Origin of the sequence: Sphingobacterium detergens, assembly GCF_003610355.1 — a bacterium.
Lineage (GTDB): Bacteria > Bacteroidota > Bacteroidia > Sphingobacteriales > Sphingobacteriaceae > Sphingobacterium > Sphingobacterium detergens.
Map to the genome: position 1 here is coordinate 1,392,272 of NZ_RAPY01000001.1, position 18,818 is coordinate 1,411,089.

17 protein-coding genes are annotated in these 18,818 nt (G+C 40.3%); 4 read left to right on the forward strand and 13 right to left on the reverse strand.

Annotated elements, in window-relative coordinates:
• Nucleotides 1-39: 39 nt before the first annotated feature.
• From DFQ12_RS06080 to DFQ12_RS06135, 12 genes are all read right to left on the reverse strand, one after another.
• The gene (locus DFQ12_RS06080) at nt 40-963 is read right to left on the reverse strand and encodes a hydroxypyruvate isomerase family protein (RefSeq protein WP_120258081.1); all 924 of its coding nucleotides are present in this window, start codon (nt 961-963) and stop codon (nt 40-42) included.
• Between the two features lie 15 nt (nt 964-978).
• Entirely contained in the window at nt 979-2,058 is a 1,080-nt protein-coding gene (locus DFQ12_RS06085; protein WP_167457201.1) for an FAD:protein FMN transferase, read from the reverse strand.
• Complete coding sequence (locus DFQ12_RS06090; protein WP_120258083.1) at nt 2,015-3,328, reverse strand: Gfo/Idh/MocA family oxidoreductase; 1,314 nt, start codon at nt 3,326-3,328, stop codon at nt 2,015-2,017. The genes DFQ12_RS06085 and DFQ12_RS06090 overlap by 44 nt, the downstream gene beginning before the upstream one ends.
• 28 nt (nt 3,329-3,356) lie before the next feature.
• Entirely contained in the window at nt 3,357-4,325 is a 969-nt protein-coding gene (locus DFQ12_RS06095) for a formylglycine-generating enzyme family protein (protein ID WP_120258084.1), read from the reverse strand.
• 324 nt (nt 4,326-4,649) lie between these two features.
• A complete protein-coding gene (locus tag DFQ12_RS06100; protein ID WP_120258085.1) occupies nt 4,650-5,240 on the reverse strand; it encodes a hypothetical protein in 591 nt (196 codons plus the stop codon).
• A gap of 5 nt (nt 5,241-5,245) precedes the next feature.
• On the reverse strand, nt 5,246-5,989 hold the full coding sequence (locus DFQ12_RS06105; RefSeq protein WP_120258086.1) for a hypothetical protein: 744 nt from the start codon (nt 5,987-5,989) through the stop codon (nt 5,246-5,248).
• Between the two features lie 290 nt (nt 5,990-6,279).
• Nucleotides 6,280-6,543 carry a 50S ribosomal protein L27 gene (rpmA, locus tag DFQ12_RS06110; RefSeq protein ID WP_046672918.1) on the reverse strand — a complete coding sequence of 88 codons (264 nt, stop codon included), beginning with the start codon at nt 6,541-6,543 and terminating at the stop codon, nt 6,280-6,282.
• Between the two features lie 43 nt (nt 6,544-6,586).
• Nucleotides 6,587-6,898, reverse strand: coding sequence for a 50S ribosomal protein L21 (rplU, locus tag DFQ12_RS06115; RefSeq protein ID WP_028068281.1), 312 nt, complete (start codon nt 6,896-6,898; stop codon nt 6,587-6,589).
• Nucleotides 6,899-7,046: 148 nt separating this feature from the next.
• Nucleotides 7,047-9,089, reverse strand: a complete 2,043-nt coding sequence (locus DFQ12_RS06120; protein WP_120258087.1) for a M13 family metallopeptidase — start codon at nt 9,087-9,089, stop codon at nt 7,047-7,049.
• Between the two features lie 68 nt (nt 9,090-9,157).
• On the reverse strand, nt 9,158-10,666 hold the full coding sequence (locus tag DFQ12_RS06125) for a carbon-nitrogen hydrolase family protein (RefSeq protein WP_120258088.1): 1,509 nt from the start codon (nt 10,664-10,666) through the stop codon (nt 9,158-9,160).
• Nucleotides 10,667-10,817: 151 nt separating this feature from the next.
• The gene (locus DFQ12_RS06130; RefSeq protein WP_120258089.1) at nt 10,818-11,159 is read right to left on the reverse strand and encodes a DUF3467 domain-containing protein; all 342 of its coding nucleotides are present in this window, start codon (nt 11,157-11,159) and stop codon (nt 10,818-10,820) included.
• Between the two features lie 36 nt (nt 11,160-11,195).
• Nucleotides 11,196-12,314, reverse strand: a complete 1,119-nt coding sequence (locus DFQ12_RS06135; protein ID WP_120258090.1) for a M42 family metallopeptidase — start codon at nt 12,312-12,314, stop codon at nt 11,196-11,198.
• 162 nt (nt 12,315-12,476) lie between these two features.
• Between DFQ12_RS06135 and lgt the strand changes: the two genes are divergently transcribed.
• The 4 genes from lgt (at nt 12,477) to DFQ12_RS06155 (ending at nt 16,540) form a co-directional block, all read left to right on the forward strand.
• Nucleotides 12,477-13,292, forward strand: a complete 816-nt coding sequence (gene lgt, locus DFQ12_RS06140; RefSeq protein WP_120258091.1) for a prolipoprotein diacylglyceryl transferase — start codon at nt 12,477-12,479, stop codon at nt 13,290-13,292.
• Nucleotides 13,293-13,952: 660 nt separating this feature from the next.
• On the forward strand, nt 13,953-15,143 hold the full coding sequence (trpB, locus tag DFQ12_RS06145; RefSeq protein WP_244211685.1) for a tryptophan synthase subunit beta: 1,191 nt from the start codon (nt 13,953-13,955) through the stop codon (nt 15,141-15,143).
• Between the two features lie 119 nt (nt 15,144-15,262).
• A complete protein-coding gene (locus DFQ12_RS06150; RefSeq protein WP_120259251.1) occupies nt 15,263-15,805 on the forward strand; it encodes a L,D-transpeptidase family protein in 543 nt (180 codons plus the stop codon).
• 162 nt (nt 15,806-15,967) lie between these two features.
• Nucleotides 15,968-16,540: a helix-turn-helix domain-containing protein gene (locus DFQ12_RS06155; RefSeq protein WP_120258092.1), complete on the forward strand. Its 573-nt coding sequence runs from the start codon at nt 15,968-15,970 to the stop codon at nt 16,538-16,540.
• Between the two features lie 93 nt (nt 16,541-16,633).
• Here DFQ12_RS06155 and DFQ12_RS06160 read toward each other — a convergent pair whose 3' ends face one another.
• Nucleotides 16,634-18,814, reverse strand: coding sequence for a DUF4954 family protein (locus tag DFQ12_RS06160; protein ID WP_120258093.1), 2,181 nt, complete (start codon nt 18,812-18,814; stop codon nt 16,634-16,636).
• Nucleotides 18,815-18,818: the final 4 nt, after the last annotated feature.

The following is an 18,818-nucleotide window of genomic DNA, read 5'->3' on the forward strand; positions in this document are numbered from 1 at the left end:
GAAATTAAATCTAATTGTCAATAGTACACTATTAAAATATTACAAAAAGCTATCGACCTCACGGTAGGCTGTCACCAATCTATCTTCACCCTCTTTACCCGGCTTAGAATTACCATGTTCCATACCCATTATCCCCTTATATCCTTTACTATGAATATGTTTGAATACGTTTTTATAATTGATCTCTCCCGTAGTTGGTTCTTTACGGCCTGGATTATCACCAATTTGAATATAAGCAATTTCATCCCAACAACGGTTCATGTTCGCAATCAAATCTCCTTCTGTACGTTGCATATGGTATATATCGTACAATATCTTACAGGAAGGGCTATTGACAGCCTTACACATAGCATAGGTTTCATGCGTTTGCTGTAAAAATAATTCCGGTGTATCACTTAAAGTCTCCAACACCATGACCAGACCATGCGGTTCGAAGATCTCCGCTCCTCTACGCATCGCCTCAAGGATATTGCTGAATTGATTTCCCCAAGGTAATCTCCGCTCATAGAATCCGGGAACCACCGTAAGCCATTTTGCATTACAGCGTTTGGCCGCTTCAACAGACTTATGACAGGTTTCGACAAATTTATCTAAGAACTCTTTTTTACCTGTCGCTAAGGAAGGCATCCAATTTTGACCACCATCAACGACAAATACGCCCATCGTCATTCCCAACTTGGCCAGTAGGTCCCCTACTTTCTTTTGCTCATCCAATGTACGGCCGAGATAACCGTTATCTTCAATTCCGCGGAAACCCAAATCATGCATATAACGGATTTCGTCCAGGAAGTTGTCCCCTGCATGATTCTTGAACATCCCCTGATGTGGTGCATAATTTAGATTGAATGTCTTTCCTTTATCCATCATATTGGTTGCATTTTGGTTTGTTGAGGCAAATGTATGCCCAGATAATCCGGCTCCAGCGGCCAAAAGGCCACCTTTGATAAAATCAGATCTTTTCATTTTGTTTATAGTTGATTAATTTTTATATAATTTACCAAATCCTTCTGAATAAATCGTCTGAATAGCTTGGTTTTTATTTTTATAAATGACAAAAACTTCCACGTCTTTCAATTTCTTGGCCTTCGCGATAATCTCTGTCGGTTCCATTCCCATAAAGTAGTTGTCCAAAGCATCAGCATCCATGGCGGTTCTGGTATATACGGTAACACTTAATACACTGGTTGTATAAGGAAAACCTGTCACCGGATTGATATGATGCCCCATTTTTTTATTCTTATATTTAATAAATTTCTCAAAACTACCTGCCGTGGTTAGCGCACCGGTTTTGAGTTGGACAACCGCTGTCATGATATCCTCCTGCTTACTTTCGTCAGGCTGGACAATCCCGATGGAAAAGCCCTTTTGTCCCGGCGGAGTTCCCGAAGTTCTAATTTCACCACCTACTTCCACCATATAATTGGAAATTCCTTTATGTCCGAGATAATCAGCCAGCACATCGACAGTATACCCTTGTGCGATACCATTGACATCAATCTTAACCCCCTGCTTTTTTTTGATTAGCTGCTTGCGCTTGACTTTAAGATAATGCATACCTACAAATTGCTTGGCGGTATAAACTGTTGCCGAATCCGGAGCAACCGGGCTTTTTTTAACACCAAAGCCCCAAAGGTTGACCAATGGGGCAATAGTAATATCGAATTGGCCTTTAGATAGTTTGTTGTATCGGAATGAAGCCGCAATGACATGAGCCATATGCTTATCCATTTCAATCTGCATAACGCTGTCTTGGTTAAACAAGGATATTTTTGAATCCTTACGATAGATCGACATGGATAGATCGATAACTTTTAAGATGCTATCAATCTCCGAGCGTCTAACAAGACTATCCGAGGCGAAATAAGTAATGTGAAATTGCGTGCCTTGTGCAGGGCCTTCCAGGCGAATCTTGCTTAACTCTTTTGAACCAGTTTGTGCCTGTAAACCAAGCGTCCCAATAATAAAAAAGAATATACAGCAGATTTCCCTATTTAGCCCCATCACTGCACTGCTATTAAATATAAAGGTTTGTATTTTGACCAGGGTTTGCCACGGCATAAAAACCCTCTGTATCAGGAAGTAACTTTGGTTTAGCATCCCAAGCCAGTACATCTGGTCCCAATTTGATTGTTGATTTCAATGCTTCATCCCATTTGATAACCTTGCCTGTATAACAAGCAATACGTCCGATGATCCCCGTTAAGGTACTATAAGCGCCGTATTCCGCGTTGTCAAACTTGTACTCACCTTTCGTGATCGCTTCAAAAAGTTCCTTGTGCTCTTGTTGATATGGATTTGGATTACCTTTCGCGTCATGGCGATAGATCTCTTTACCTTTCCAATCATACAATATAGCCTGTCCACCAGCCGAAAGATATACGCGGCCTTTTGTTGCCTGAAACTGCTCATCAACACGGTTTTGTATTCCTTCAAAATGTCGACATTGGCTATACACCACACTGTTATCTGCATAAGTCAGTTCAAGTGCAAAATTATCATAGATTTCGCCGTATTCTTTACCAGTACGGTGTGCTCTACTTCCTGTACCTTGGATAGATACCGGATAGGAACCTTTCACCCAGTTGGCAATATCAATATTGTGTACATGTTGCTCAACGATATGATCACCACACAGCCAGTTGAAATAATACCAGTTACGCATTTGATATTCCATTTCAGATTGCTCCGGTTTACGTGGACGTACCCACACACCACCTGAATTCCAATACACCTGTCCAGAAGTAATATCACCGATTGCACCATCGTGAATACGCTTGATCGCTTCACGATAGTTGGTCTGATAGCGACGTTGCAAACCGACGACAACGTTCAATTTTTTGCGCTTAGCTTCAGCAGCGGCACGTATAACTTGTTGTACACCTGGAATATCAACAGCGACAGGTTTCTCCATAAAAACATGTTTTCCCTGACGAATTGCCTCTTCAAAATGTGTTGGTCTAAACCCTGGAGGAGTCGCTAAAATAACAACATCAGCTAATTTAATCGCCTCTTTATAAGCGTCAAATCCTACAAATTTATGATTATCGCTGACATCGATTTTATCTTGCCATTTCTCTTTAAGCGTATTATATGTACTATCTAAATTATCTTTAAATGCATCAGCCAATGCAACAACTTTGATATTTGCTCCTGAGCTTAAGGCGTCAAATGTAGCACCGGTACCTCTACCTCCACAGCCTACTAAAGCGACTTTGATAACATCAGAACCAGCAGCATAGGCTCCGGATAAAGGCAGTGAGCTTAACATGGCACCGCCAGCAACCACGGCAGAAGTTTTAATAAAATCTCTTCTTTCTAGATTTTCCATAACAGTTTTATATTGATTATTTTATTTTTTAAAAATCTTTAATTGGCTTTTTATCATAATAGGCCATAATTTCCTCATGGCTAGGTGGATTCAATGGTCGTACCAAACGCATACCGACAAATGGTGCCTCTGGAAACCACCAATTACTTTTTGGAACCTGAGGATCCAATTGTTTCCAAATTGGGTCTGAGGCATTCCGGGCAGCTGAACGGAGATCAGCAGCAGCGTTATCGAAAGCTCCCCCACGGACAACATGCGGATATAAAGTTGTTGGAACAACAACAGGATTCGTTAACACCTTATCCTTACCTTCATTATAGCTATCGGCTTTGTACTGGTCATAGGTCCATTCACCCACATTACCATAAATATCATAAAGACCCCAAGGGTTAGGTTTCTTCTCTCCTACAGCATGTGTTTTTTGCTCCGAATTATCTTTATACCAGGCATACTCACCCAGTTGAGCTTCTTTATCGCCAAAAAAGTAGGCGGTCTTCGCACCGGCGCGTGCAGCATACTCCCATTCCGCCTCAGTTGGCAGACGATAGAACACACCTGTACGTACATATAACCATTTACAAAATTGAATCGCATTATAGTGCGTCATGGCAAGTGCAGGATGCCCTTCTTTACCAAAACCAAAGGTCATATCAAGGTAGGGCTTCGTAGGTCTGGTTACCGCGTCTATTTCCGGCGCAACCTTCCCGTCCTTGCTTTTTGCGATTTCATAATCTTTGTACAGAAAAGGCTCAAACAAATCCCAGGTCACTTCATACTGCCCCATCCAGAATGGATCGAGTTTAACCTCATGTACCGGCTTTTCATCATCCTTCCCGCCAGTAACAGACCCCATTTTGAAGCTTCCGGCCGGAATTGCCACCATTTTAAACGAAAGATTGGTCCCTTCAATGGTTTGCTCATAAGGATCAAACTTCTTTTGAGCGATAGCATGTACCCCAGCAAACAGCAAAACAGGAATTAAGAATCTTTTTAACATATTTAGGTTTTATTAAAAGACTAAAATATAAAATAAGGTGTATAGTTTACACTTTGACATTATAACTTTTTTATTACAGTTTAATTCTTAACAAAAGGAACCATTTGTAATAACGGTTTAGCAAGCAGACTTGGCCACTCCAAAGGGAGGCTTAGGTTTGTTAAAAATAGTCCCTTCACTAAAATTTTCATGCCCCCATAAGCACCAACAGCCATGAAAATCAACTGAAGGTCCTTTCCGACCAATAGAAAACAGACAATTCAGAAAAAAAAAGGTTTTCCATTCGCATGGAAAACCTTTTATCTCTTTACTGATCCGTATCATTTATAGCAGGATTTTTCGGCTCACCGCCTTGTCTATGGTAATATATCCAGGATAGAATACCGATTGGCCAGCAATATTGATCGAAGGTTTAATTTTTAACGTAAATATTCCCTTTTTATTCTCATCGCTGGACATTAAAAAATTTTGTAGGTCCGAATTCACCAAAAGATCATAAATATTGGTTGCAATACGTACATTAGCTACGGTAGACTCACCGGGTTCAATTTGCAAGGATTGATTGACAATTCCTTCGACAAGCTGCTGACCACCATATAGAATGATATATTGAAACTTATTGATTGATGCTTTCTTTAGTGTTGGATTATCTATTTTAAGACGAATTACGGCATCCAAAGGAATATCCTTTCGTAAGTAAGCCAAAGCCAGACTCGGTGCCGCTCCGAGGTCGATCTGATTATTTTTGATCAAACGCTGCAGCGATGTTCCCGCCAATCGAATACTGTCTACTGATTCCACGTCAAACTTACATTTCGCCAAGTTCTCGATCTGTGCTTTTTGTCTATTTACTCCGCATCCGGAAATGAATAAACCCAAAAACACCAAACATCCAAATAAAATTTTCTTGCTCATAGCTGCTATTTTCCTCCAAATTTATACAAAACTCCCAGTGTAAACAATGGGTAACCAGCTTTTAAATACGTATTGCTTTTAAAACCGAAAACCATGCCATTTGTGTATTGCAACTTCCACCCTTTTCCAAGCCCCATTCTGGTATAAAACACAGGCTCAATAAGCATATTATCTTCTTTCTCGACAGGAAGACCATCAATCGCAAAATTCTTCATACGCATATTGCTCAGTCTAATGATCGTACCATAGTCGATATCATGTCTATTACCAAATAATTTCAGGGCATCCTTTTTTTCCGATGAAAAGTTCACCTGCACGAAAACCTTGTCAAAGTCCATGTCTTGCGTTTCCACAATTGCCTGCCCCATTGTTGACGACCTTTTATCAATTACACTTGTGGTCCCTAGTCCATACCCACCATATACTTCAAATACCCGATTATTTTTTTTACCAAAACGTGTATAGTAACCTATCCCCGCTTCAGCCATTTTCTGTGCGTAGTCCTTAGTATTGGATCTATTGTCCACATAGGATCCATTAGCAATCACAGCAACGTGATCCGTTACTGCAACCCCTAAATTTGCAGATACATTTGCCTTTGTATTGATGTTTCCGGAAACATAAACCTCACCAGCTTCTGTAAACATAGGTGCCGAAGGCACATTGGGCATATAGATCGAACTACAGGAATATAATGAACAGGCAAACACCCCAGCACACAGACCATATCCAAACTTGTTGTATTTCATAAATCGGTATTTATCTTAAAAACACATATCCCTTATAAAAATTGTACCAAAGCGGTTACATTTAACAGAAAATAACAATTTACCTCATAAATAAAGACCTGTTTTTTTCCCTTATGAGAGCCTCCACGAGTTTTCGAACCAGCAAACAACTCTGATCCAATCAGATGAAACATTCTTTGATTACATCCGGATCATTGGATCTTTTAAAAATAAAATTTGACAACAAAAAGTAATACACACAAAAAAAGGCATCAATTGCTTGATGCCTTCTTCAAATATTGTTGCAAACCTTATGCTTGTTCTGTAGGAACTACAGATACATAAGATTTATTGTTAGCTTTTTTACGGAAAACTACTTTACCGTCTACTAGAGCGAACAATGTGTGGTCTTTACCAATACCAACATTTGTGTCAGGATTGTGTTGTGTACCGCGTTGGCGTACGATGATGTTACCAGCGATTGCTTGTTGACCACCGAAGATTTTGATACCTAAACGCTTGCTATGTGACTCACGGCCGTTCTTAGAACTACCCGCACCTTTTTTGTGTGCCATTTCTTTATCTTAATTTAAGACTAATGTCTGATTAAAAATTCAATTATAACGTAATACCAGTGATCTGGATTTTAGAAAATTGTTGACGGTGACCGTTTTTCTTTTTGTAGCCTTTACGACGTTTTTTCTTGAAAACGATAACTTTATCGCCTTTTAAATGAGACAAAATTTTAGCCGAAACTTTTGCACCAGCAACGCTAGGTGTACCAATGGTAAATTTACCACCGTCTTCTGCTAACAATACATTGTCAAATTCAATACTAGCGCCTTCATCTCCTTGTAAACGGTGTACAAAAAGGAACTGGTCTTTTGCAACCTTAAATTGCTGTCCTGCTATATTTACTATTGCGTACATTGTTAATTAATTAAATGTGTTATTAAATGAAGGGCAAAAGTAATTAGTTTTTATCACAATTCAAAGACAAATCTATCTTTTTCCCTTCATTTTTCATCAACCAATATGTATCTCCATCGGAAATAACAGACTAGCAAGCATTAACCTCTTACCAGACTAAAATTCTTTTTTCCGGTGCAACGTACATTTTAGCCGTAGGCTGCACATCAAATGCCTTATAAAACGCTTCCATATTATAGACAGGGCCATTTACACGGAACTGCTCTGGGCTATGTGGATCAACTTTCAAACGTAAACGCATGCGCTCATCACTGCTTTTCACCCGCCATACCTGTGCAAAACTTAAAAAGAAACGCTGATCACCTGTGAAACCGTCAATTTTCTCGTTCCCCTGCCCTTGTTTGGTCAGTTTAAAAGCATCATAAGCAATATTCAATCCACCAATGTCAGCCAGATTCTCACCAAGCGTTAATTCTCCATTGACATGTTGATTATCCAATAAGGTGAAGCTTCCATACAATTTCGTTACCTGATTTGCACGCTCCGTAAACTGTTTGGCATCTACTGCTGTCCACCAATCATTTAAGTTACCCGCTTTATCATACTGCCTACCTTGGTCATCAAAACCATGTGTCATCTCATGACCGATCACAGCACCAATAGCGCCATAGTTGATCGCATCATCCGCATTGGCATCAAAGAAAGGGAATTGTAGGATTCCCGCAGGGAACACAATCTCATTGTAGGGTGGATTATAATAAGCATTTACGGTCGGTGTTGTCATGAGCCACTCCTTCTTATCGACAGGCTTACTTATCTTGCCAACCATCTCCTTATAAGCATGCTTAGCCGAAGACTGCAGATTCGCATAATACGTATCTTTTGCAACCTCTACATCACTATAATCTTTCCATTTTTCTGGATAACCGATTTTCTTGACAAAAGCTTCCAATTTCTCGATTGCCTTTTTCTTGGTTTCTGGAGTCATCCAGTCTAACTTCTCAATTCTGGCCTTGTAGACTTTTTGCAGGTTATCGACCAATTCCATCATGCGCTGTTTTGCTTCAGGTTTGAAATAGTCATCGACATAAAGTTTACCGACAATCTCACCCAGGTTTTCATCCGCTGAGCTAACCATCAACTTCCAACGTTCTTTTTGTTGCTTTTGTCCATTGAGCGTCTTGCCGAATAGTTCAAATTTTGCATCGCGAAACTCCTTACTCAGTGCGGTTGCAGAAGCGTTTGCCAAATCAGCTTTTAGTTTTGTTTTCCAAACATCTACAGGCTGCGATTTCAATAAATTGTTCAATGCGAGGTAGAACTTAGGTTGCTGTACCAAAATCGTATCAGTCTTCACCTCCAATCGCCCAAGAATATCTTTCCAGTTTAAATTTGGGGTTTGCTTTTGGAAATCCTGAACAGCAAACTTATTGTAGTTTTTGATCGGATCCCGCAATTCAACAGGCGTTAGATGTGATTTCGCGATTTCCGTTTCCAGTTTTAGTACCTCTTCAGCAGATTTCTGCGCATTTGCTCCCTCACCTATTAATCCAAACAATTTAACTAAATAAGCCACATAAGCTTCCCTGATCTTTTTGGCTTTATCATCCTGATCCAAATAGTAGCTGGCCTCTGGCAGATTCAAACCACCTTGAAAAAATTGAAGTGCATTTTTATTGCTGATCCGATCATCGGCCGCCACATAAAAACTAAAAAGGTCTCCATCGCCATCTTTAAATCCATCTGCCGCATAGGCGATCAGTTCATCGACAGTTTTCAATGCGTTGATTTTCTGAATCGTTCCTTCTATCGGCTTTGCACCAAGTTTATCAATGGTGACGGTATCCATACCGCTCGCATAGAAATCACCAGCTTTCTGCTGATCTGACCCTTTTGCACTGTTCGACTGAGCGGCATTTTCCAATACTGTTTTTAATTTCTGCAAATTTTCATCTGCTAGAATATAAAATGAGCCCCAGCCCGTTTCGGAAGCCGGTATCTGGGTATTTTTCATCCATGCACCATTCGCATATTGGAAGAAGTTGTCACCAGGATTGACTGTTGTGTCCATGCCAGAAACATCAAAAAAATTGGTTCTGACTTCTTGTGCACCCTCTTTGCTCTTATTGGACTGACATGACAGCATCATTAAGACGATCGAGAGCGTCCCCCATTTGACTTTTTGTATCATACTTTATTAGATTAAAGAATATAATTAAAGCTAAGCATATTTTGAAGCGCTTCAAAAATACAGCGTAATTATTTCAAAAGTTTTACTTCATACAGGTCTTTGCGTCGATCTTTTTTGACTTTTACAGTACCATATTCATGTAGATCACGTAATGCATAAAGATCCACATCCGCGATCAGCACCATTTCCGCATTGGGGGTTGCTTCTGCTTTAATGGCATTATTTGGAAATGCAAAATCAGAAGGTGTAAAGACAGCAGATTGTGAATATTGAATATCCATATTATTGACGCGTGGCAGGTTACCCACAGACCCCGCAATGGCCACATAACATTCGTTTTCGATGGCACGGGCCTGCGCACAGGTTCTGACCCGAATATAGCCATTCTGTGTATCGGTCATAAAAGGTACAAATAGGATCTGCATTCCCTGATCGGCCAGAATGCGGCTCAGCTCCGGAAACTCTACGTCATAGCAGATCAACAGGCCAACTTTACCACAGTCTGTATCAAATACCTTTACTTCACTTCCGCCCACCATGCCATAATATTTAAATTCATTTGGTGTAATATGAATTTTCTTAAATTCATCCAGCTTACCATTTCGATGACAGAGGTAAGAAACATTATAAAGCTTCTTATTTTCCATCAGTGGCATAGATCCAGCAATAATATTCACGTTATAGGAAACCGCAAACTGCTGGATACGATCAATAATATCGGAAGTATGCTGTGCCAATCTTTCCATCGCCAATCGTTCGGGAAGGTCATTGTAAGGGCTCATTAGCGGTGTGTTAAAAAACTCTGGAAACATGATAAAATCCGTTCCATAATCACTAACGGTATCCACGAAGAATTCGATCTGGTCATAGAAAGCTTCTATATTATCGAATAAGCGCATCTGCCACTGCACCAGTCCCAGACGAATGGTCTGTTTTGTTGTCGAAATCGAACGGGTCTCCGATTCATAATAAATATTATTCCATTCCAACAAGGTCGCAAATTCCATCGACTCAGCGTCCTCTGGCAAATAATGTTTCAGAATCTTTTTGACATGAAAATCATTGGAAAGTTGAAATGTCAGTGTCGGATCATAGATTTCTTTGCGTTTTACCTTCTCAATATAAACCCTTGGACTCATTTTGTCCGCGTAATTATGGTAATTGGGAATCCGGCCACCAGCGACGATACATTTTAAGTTCATCTGTTCACACAGTTCTTTCCGCGCATCATATAGACGACGTCCTAAACGCAATGCACGATGTTCTGGATGCACAAACACTTCGATACCATACAAGGTATCGCCGTCATCACTATGTTTGGTAAATTTACCATCATCAATAATATCATAATAACTATCATAGATATTATTCTTTTTAGAATTGAGGATAATAGATAAGGCACAGGCAACGACTTGGCCATCTATCTCCACACACAATTGTCCTTCAGGAAATATTTCAATCAAATCCTGAATATTTTCCCTTGACCAGGTCTCCCCCACGCCATCATAAGCTTGCTCCATTGATTTCTTCAAACCAACATAATCTTTCTTTGTCAAGTTGCGCACTTGAATATCCATATAAATCTCCTTTTGAAATAAGTTTTCCTAAAAATAGCAAAAGTCGGGCCCAAGCCCAAACATCAGGGTAGTCTAATACCCACAAATGGAGACAAAAAAAGGCGCCAATTGTTTTATTGGCGCCTTAATTATCGATAGATTATGCTATTGACTATGCTTGACCTTGAGGAGTTCCGAAAGGAAATGCTACTGTTGGATCACCACCTTGTTGTGGTTGTTCAGCAACACCCATATCCATTTTAATCGGACCGTTCAATGCTTCGAAACGATTCACGTTATCAACCAATGCACCTAACAAGCGTTTTGCGTGCTCTGGAGTCAAAACGATTCTTGATTTCACTTTTGCTTTTGGCACTCCTGGCATCACACGGATAAAGTCAACCACAAATTCTGTATTAGAGTGAGTGATAATCGCAAGATTTGAGTAGATTCCTTCTGCTACTTCTTCTGTCAACTCGATGCTCAATTCGTTTTGATTTTGGTTATTTTCCATAATAATTCTAAATGTAAGTTAATATAATCCTAAATTTTATTTTGTAAATGTTCTAAAGTCCTGTCCATCCTCGATATTCAACAATGTTTGATAGATCAAACGGATCACATTGTCAACATCTTCTTTATGCACCATCTCAACCGTTGTATGCATATAACGCAACGGCAAAGAAATCAACGCTGAAGGCACACCGCCATTGCTGTAAGCAAAAGCATCTGTATCTGTCCCCGTGTAACGTGAACATGCCTGACGTTGGAATGGGATATTGTTCTCTTCAGCAACTTTAACCAACAGTTTATTCAAATTGACCTGAACTGCTGGCGCATAAGACAATACCGGACCTTTTCCGGAGAATAAATCTCCTTGTGTGATCTTGTTGATCATCGGCGTTTGGGTATCGTGTGTCACGTCTGTAACAATGGCAACATTCGGTTTTATGCGGTCTGCAATCATTTCAGCACCGCGCAAACCAATCTCTTCCTGCACCGAATTTACGATATATAATCCAAATGGCAATTTCTTTTTATTCTCTTTTAGCAGGCGCGCAACCTCGGCAATCATAAAGCCACCGGCACGATTATCCAAGGCCCGTCCGATATAGTAACGATCGTTTAAGATCGAAAAAGTGTCTTCATAGGTAATCACACAACCTACATGTACACCCAAGGCTTCCACCTCTTCTTTGCTGCTGCATCCACAATCCAAAAAGATATTTTTCAACGAAGGATTTTCTTCTTTTTCGCCCGAACGTGTATGAATGGCAGGCCAGCCAAATACCGCTTTAACGATTCCTTTTTCTGTATGGATGTTCACCCTTTTGGAGGGCGCAATCTGATGATCAGAACCACCATTACGCACCACGTAGATCAATCCATCTTTTGTAATGTAATTGACAAACCAGGAGATTTCATCGGCGTGTGCTTCGATCACTACTTTATAACTTGCTTTGGGGTTGATAACACCAACTGCGGTACCATAGTTATCCACGAATGTTTCGTCCACATAAGGCTTCAGATAATCCAGCCATAAACGTTGACCTTCCCATTCAAACCCTGTGGGAGAAGCGTTGTTTATATATTTTTCAAAAAATGAAAGCGAATCTTTTGTTACGACCGCAGTCGTTTTCTGTTCTTTTTTCTTATTCTTTTCAGCCATCTTTTCCTTTTCTATTTACTTTCGTCAAAATATGAAAATTTCAATGAAATGCAAAAGTAAAAATGTTTTTTGGAATATTCCTTTTACATTTCACTTTGATTTTATTGAAAAATAAGATTAAACCTTATCTTTACCATGGTAATTTAAACAGACATAAAATATATGAATTCAATACTAAGTGCTATACATTGGAATATTGATCCCGAGATGTTCAACCTTGGCGCATTTGCCCTCCGTTACTACGCCTTATGTTGGCTCCTCGCTTTTTTTGTTTCCTATGTTATTATGTTGCGTATTTTCAAAAAAGAAGGCCGCACGCAAGAACAACTGGACCAACTTTCCATCTATATCTTCCTCGGTACGCTGATTGGCGCACGACTTGGTCATTGTCTGTTCTACGATTTTGACTATTATAAAGACCATATTCTGGAAATTTTCCTTCCTTTCAAATGGGATAAAAATGGATTCCAGGTCACAGGTTTCGCTGGATTAGCTTCTCATGGCGGGGCTATCGGTATCCTCACAGCGCTTTACCTCTTCTGCCGCAAAACAAAAACAGACTTTTTATGGTTGGCAGACCGATTGGTTGTGGTCGTTCCTATTGCTGGTGCGCTGATCCGTATCGGAAATTTTTTCAATTCCGAGATGGTCGGTACCCCTACAGATTTACCTTGGGCAATCATTTTTGACCGTCATGACAACATCCCTCGCCATCCGGGCCAGCTCTATGAAGCCATCGCCTATATTATCATCTTTATTATTATCGGCTCCTTATTCAAGTCAAACCCGAATCGTCAAAAAGGAAAATTATTCGGCATTTTTATGGTCTTGTTATTTGGCGCACGGATGGTATTGGAACATTTTAAAATTGATCAGGAAGATTTTGAACAAAGCATGCTACTCAATATGGGGCAATTGTTGAGTATACCTTTTATTTTGGTGGGTCTCTATTTTATCTTCCGCAAACCAAAAGCGTAAAACTGGCTACAATCGACTATTGTTCGCAAAACACCTAATTTAACAAGGCATCTTTTCTGAGAAAGGTGCCTTTTTTTATAGTCCTATTCGAAAGCTATGCATGCTCCGTCAAAGCTTCGATTTCTACTCGACCACAGTAGCTACCTGCTCCTGGACAGCGTCGCATCTTGGTCGCCATGAATCCGTACTGAGTCCACCATGAATCCGTGTTGAGTCCGTGTTAGACACGGATTCAGTGTAGACCGATATTGTTCGCACCATGCTCAGACCTGCTTCTAGGGGCGAATCAGGCCCGAATCAGTCTCAGATAAGGTGCAAACAATTGTCAAATAACGCTTGGAACACGGACTCTATAAATAAATTATATATAATTAAAAATAATAGAAATACATTTATATAACAATACAATTCTTTTGAATAGAAATAAAATATACAAAACACATATTATTTAGCTTTCTCTATACAAATAGATAGACTATAATTCTTGCTAATTATATTGAAATTGCTAAAATCGTTATGAAGGGAATGAACCGGTTTTAACTATCTACATCCAATTCATAAACAAATTTTGTTGTTTTTAGTCCAAAACCTACAAAGATTACTATATTTAGGCTTCTTTTATTATCAAACATTTTTACAACAAGAAAACTTAAGCCTAAAATGAGTCTAGAAAAGTGTGCATCAGTCGAAGCGAACGAAAACATGCTTCAATACAATGGTAAATATGGTGAGTATGGCGGGTCTTTTATTCCACCTGTTTTGGAAAGTCAGTTAAACAAGTTAGCTGAATTTTTCGATAGCCATGTACAAAAAGAAGAATTCCAAAAAGAATTTATTTCCATCCTCAAGCATTATGTAGGACGTCCATCACCTTTGTATTTTGCAAAGAACCTAAGTGAATATGTTGGTTCCAGAATCTATCTAAAGCGGGAGGATCTAAACCATACGGGTTCACACAAAATAAACAATTGCATCGGTCAGATTTTATTGGCCAAACAAATGGGTGCTACCGAGATCATTGCTGAAACCGGTGCAGGGCAACACGGTGTTGCAACAGCCACAGCGGCGGCATTGTTAAATATCCCCTGCAAGGTGTTTATGGGAGAGATTGATGCTGCCCGTCAGGCATTGAACGTAAAACGGATGGAACTATTGGGCGCTCAGGTTGTCACAACAAACCTTGGGAGCCGTACACTTAAAGACGCTGTTGACGCAGCCTTGATGTACTATGTCGAAAACCCCTCTTCCTATTACCTTTTGGGTTCACATGTCGGACCACATCCCTACCCAAAAATGGTTGGATATTTTCAGAGCGTTATCGGGAAAGAAGCCAGACAACAGATCCTTGAACAAGAAGGACGTCTTCCAGATAGTATCTTTGCCTGTGTAGGCGGTGGATCAAATGCCATTGGATTATTTTCAGGTTTCCTAGAAGATCAGGAAGTTGAAATCAATGGTGGCGAAGGTGGTGGTTCGGGAACCTACCCTAAAACAGCCGCTACCCTATCTTTTGGTAAACCTACTGTATTCCAGGGCACATATTCCTATTGCCTGGTTGACGATGAAGGCAATCCAATTCCTTCTACTTCGGTATCTGCAGGATTGGACTATCCGGGTATATCACCCCAACATGCAGCTTTAAAGGACAGCAATAGAGCAAACTATTACCCGGTAACAGATGATGAAGCCATCGCAGCGTATAAACTGCTTTCAAAATTAGAGGGAATTATTCCGGCAATCGAATCGTCGCATGCTGTTGCATTGGCCATTAAGCTGCTAAAAGACAAGAATAAGCTTGCTATCGTCAATCTATCCGGACGTGGCGACAAGGATGTGGATCGTGAATTTTAACAACTGACCATTTCAAATAGCAATACAAAGTCCCTTATGCAGGGACTTTGTATCTTACATTGACACGGATCAGACAGCTGTCAAATACACAAAAACGATATATAAATAACACAGATCCTATGAAGCGAAGCAAAAGTCGAGGCAACTGGCTAAAAGTAGCTATTACCGTATTGCTCCTATCCATTTTGGCGTTGACAGTCTACAACCTCTATCCGGAATCCCGTTTATCAAAAAATGCAGTAGTCGACAGGCTTGTGGTGTATAAGTCCAAAAGGACCTTATTGGCTTATGCGCGGGGGAAATTACTCAAATCCTACCAGATCTCACTCGGTGGACAGCCCGTGGGTGCAAAAGAAATTGAGGGTGATCTAAAAACTCCCGAAGGATTATATTATATCAACGATAAGAATCAATACAGTGACTACCATAAAAACTTAGGGGTCTCCTATCCCAATGAAAAGGATGTTGCCCATGCCAAAACCCTAGGTAAAACTGCCGGTGGTGACATCAAAATTCATGGGCTGCGAAACGGAATGGGCTTCATTGGTAAACTCCAACGTTGTGTAGACTGGACCTTAGGCTGTATGGCATTGACCAACACAGAAATTGATGAGCTCTACCGCGCTGTTCCTATAGGCACCCCTATTGAGATTAATCCGTAGTGTCAGCACCGTACACCTTAGCCATCTAAAACTACTCCATCTCGATCATTCGGTTTTACGGCACCAAAACTCTACAACATATGCCCCAAATCTTACAACAGAATGTCCGATTAATTTGCGATTTTTGGGTTTAGATTTGTAACTTGTATTAAAAAAAATCGAATGAAGCTCGCAATAAAGAATATGGTATGCAATAGATGCATCATGGTTGTCGAAAATGAATTGGCCAAGCTTAATCTTCACATTAAACATATTTCTTTAGGACAGGTCGAAATTGAAGAAACGTTGAACAGAGAACAGTCTGCTCAACTGGCCGAGAGCTTTTCCGCCCTTGGCTTTGAATTGATCGACGACAAGCGGACAGTACTTATTGAACAGGTCAAACATTTGGTACTGGATCTAATCCGCAACCAAAACAATAACACCAATCTCAATTTATCGGAAATAATAAGTAACCAGATTTATCACGATTACAACTATATTTCGAATCTATTTTCGGATGTGGAAGGCATGACGATTGAGAAATATTTCATCAGCCAAAAAATCGAATATGTCAAGGAATTACTGGTCTATGATGAACTGACTTTAAGCGAGATCGCCTATCAACTGAATTACTCCAGCGTTGCTTATTTAAGCAATCAGTTCAAAAAAGTAACTGGGCTGACACCAAGTCATTTTAAGCATATCAAGGAGAATAAACGGAAACCCTTGGATAAGATTCAAGATGCTGGATAAACTTCCCTGCATACATGATGCGTAGAACCGATCAGATCGCTATCTGACACCTAAAGATAAATAAGAAAAGGCTTCCGAGCGGAAGCCTTTCTTTTAAAATTGCCCTTTCAAATTAGCAACCCTTATTTTAAATATCTCTAATTCTTTCTGTTGTTGATTGATAAAGGAGTTTTCTGTCAACTTCCCGACGACTATATCGCGTTCCTCATCATTGGCATACACCATATTCTTGAACGGATTTTTGTAATCTTTAGCACGGGATTTATAGATCTGCTCCCCTATCCAGATTCGGTGTCCCAAAGCCTGATCCAACAAAGATACAATTTTATCTCTGGATATTTCCATACCTTCCAAAGTTAGAATTTCAATCAATGACAATAAGGCATGCTTTCGTTTATCCAATGGATAGTCCTTGCTACGCTCATGATAAAACTCATGAATATCATCCCAGGAGTCGATCTTTTTAGACTTGATATCATCCAGAAAAATCTGAAATGCAGTACTTTCAATAAGCTGTCCACCGATATTTTCCCAGTTTGTCCGTTGTTCGCCAGCAAGGCTCTCGATGATATTATCGAGTGATCGGCCTTCCTCCAATGCATCCATCAGGTGCAAAACACCATAATACTTGATGAATGAACGATAAAGATGATAGGCCTCGCCAACTTTTTGAATCACTGTAGGTCGGCGCGAATTCTCTGCTCCGGACAAAACAATGGTCTTATCTTTTAGATCAATATTATTGGCAAGTAAGGCACGTCCAGCCACAATGCGTTCCTCCCGTGTCTTATCCTCTTCCTGCTGAAGGCTTTCCGACACGGCAAAAGCAAGTGTTTCCATTCCAGAAAACATCTCATTGACGGTATCAGGAGCCAACATATCGTACTCAAAATATTGATTTTTAAAATGCCTATTATCCCGTGCTTCATACTTATTGGCATTACGTACCAAAGCGTACATATTATACATAAACCAATACCCTGGGATAAGTACAAGCCTATCATGCTGTACATCGTTACTTACCAGCGTAAAAGGCAGTTGGATATCCAACTCGTGTAAAAAGTCACCCTTGACAATTAAACAGTAAGAGGCAAATCTCGAGTTGTGTTTGAGACTCACACATAAGCCTGGCCAAAAACCACGCCCCGCGATAATCTCACCATCAGCAGCTCTTGAATTGTGGTTTGACCCTACTGTAGCCCCTGCAGCCATATTACTTTGTCCCATGACCAATGCGGCACATAGGAAAGAATTATTATGGTGTTGTTCATGTGCTGGAAAAATCAATGAGTTGAGCACTTCACAACAGGATATCGTCGAATTATCACCCAGATAAGAATTGATCAACCTTGCACCGTATTTCAGCTGCGAATAAGAGGCCAAAATAAAACGTACCGCTTTGACTCCATAGAATATACGGCAACCGTAGCCAATGATACCATTGACCAGCTCACAGCCCTCACCAATTTGGGTATAGGATTCCTGTGATGAGTTAACCGTCACATTCTTCAGCTTATTCACCCCTTTGATGTAAGCATCGGTACCGATCTTCACATTTTTGATCGTGAACGTATTTTTGATAACGCAGCGATCACCGATCTGGCTATAATATCCACGTTGTGTACCAAATTTTTGGTCGGTCAGCTCTTCAAAGCGATGTTGTAACGCCCGATCCTGGCGATTGCGTGTCCACAGATAGACATCTGCAGCCTGCATCCCATCAAAAGGATACACCGAGCGCGCTCCATTTTCATTGCAGAGCTCCAATTGAATACGTTTACCCGATTCTTCACCGTCCCGCAGGATTCCATTCCCAAATTTAGCGGTGCTTCCCGTCTCCATCTCTTTGATTTGACTCAAGAGCACTTCATTGCCCACAATAAAATAGGATAAATAGCCTATATGATGTACAGCCACATCATCACCAAAATCCGAACTGATAATGGTTGAATGATATAAGCCAATGGGAAGTTGTAGATTGCGGTATTCCAAATAGCTCGGACTGAGATTTCCGATACGTACCAAACCATAGAATTTACAACCTTGGATTTGCTTGGGATCAAAAATTGCGGATACCTTGACTTTAGACCAGTCGCTGGACCAATTGCCATTGGCGATCAGCTCCTGAACCTCATTTGTCGTAAGGTCACGGTAATCGTTGCGTGGATTCTGCTGAAAACGCAGGCTGTACTCATCCTGCCCTTCCTGGAGAAATTCATTTGGGATAAAATCATATCCCAAATGCTCCAAAGGTCTTTTCTTTAATACACTCATACGC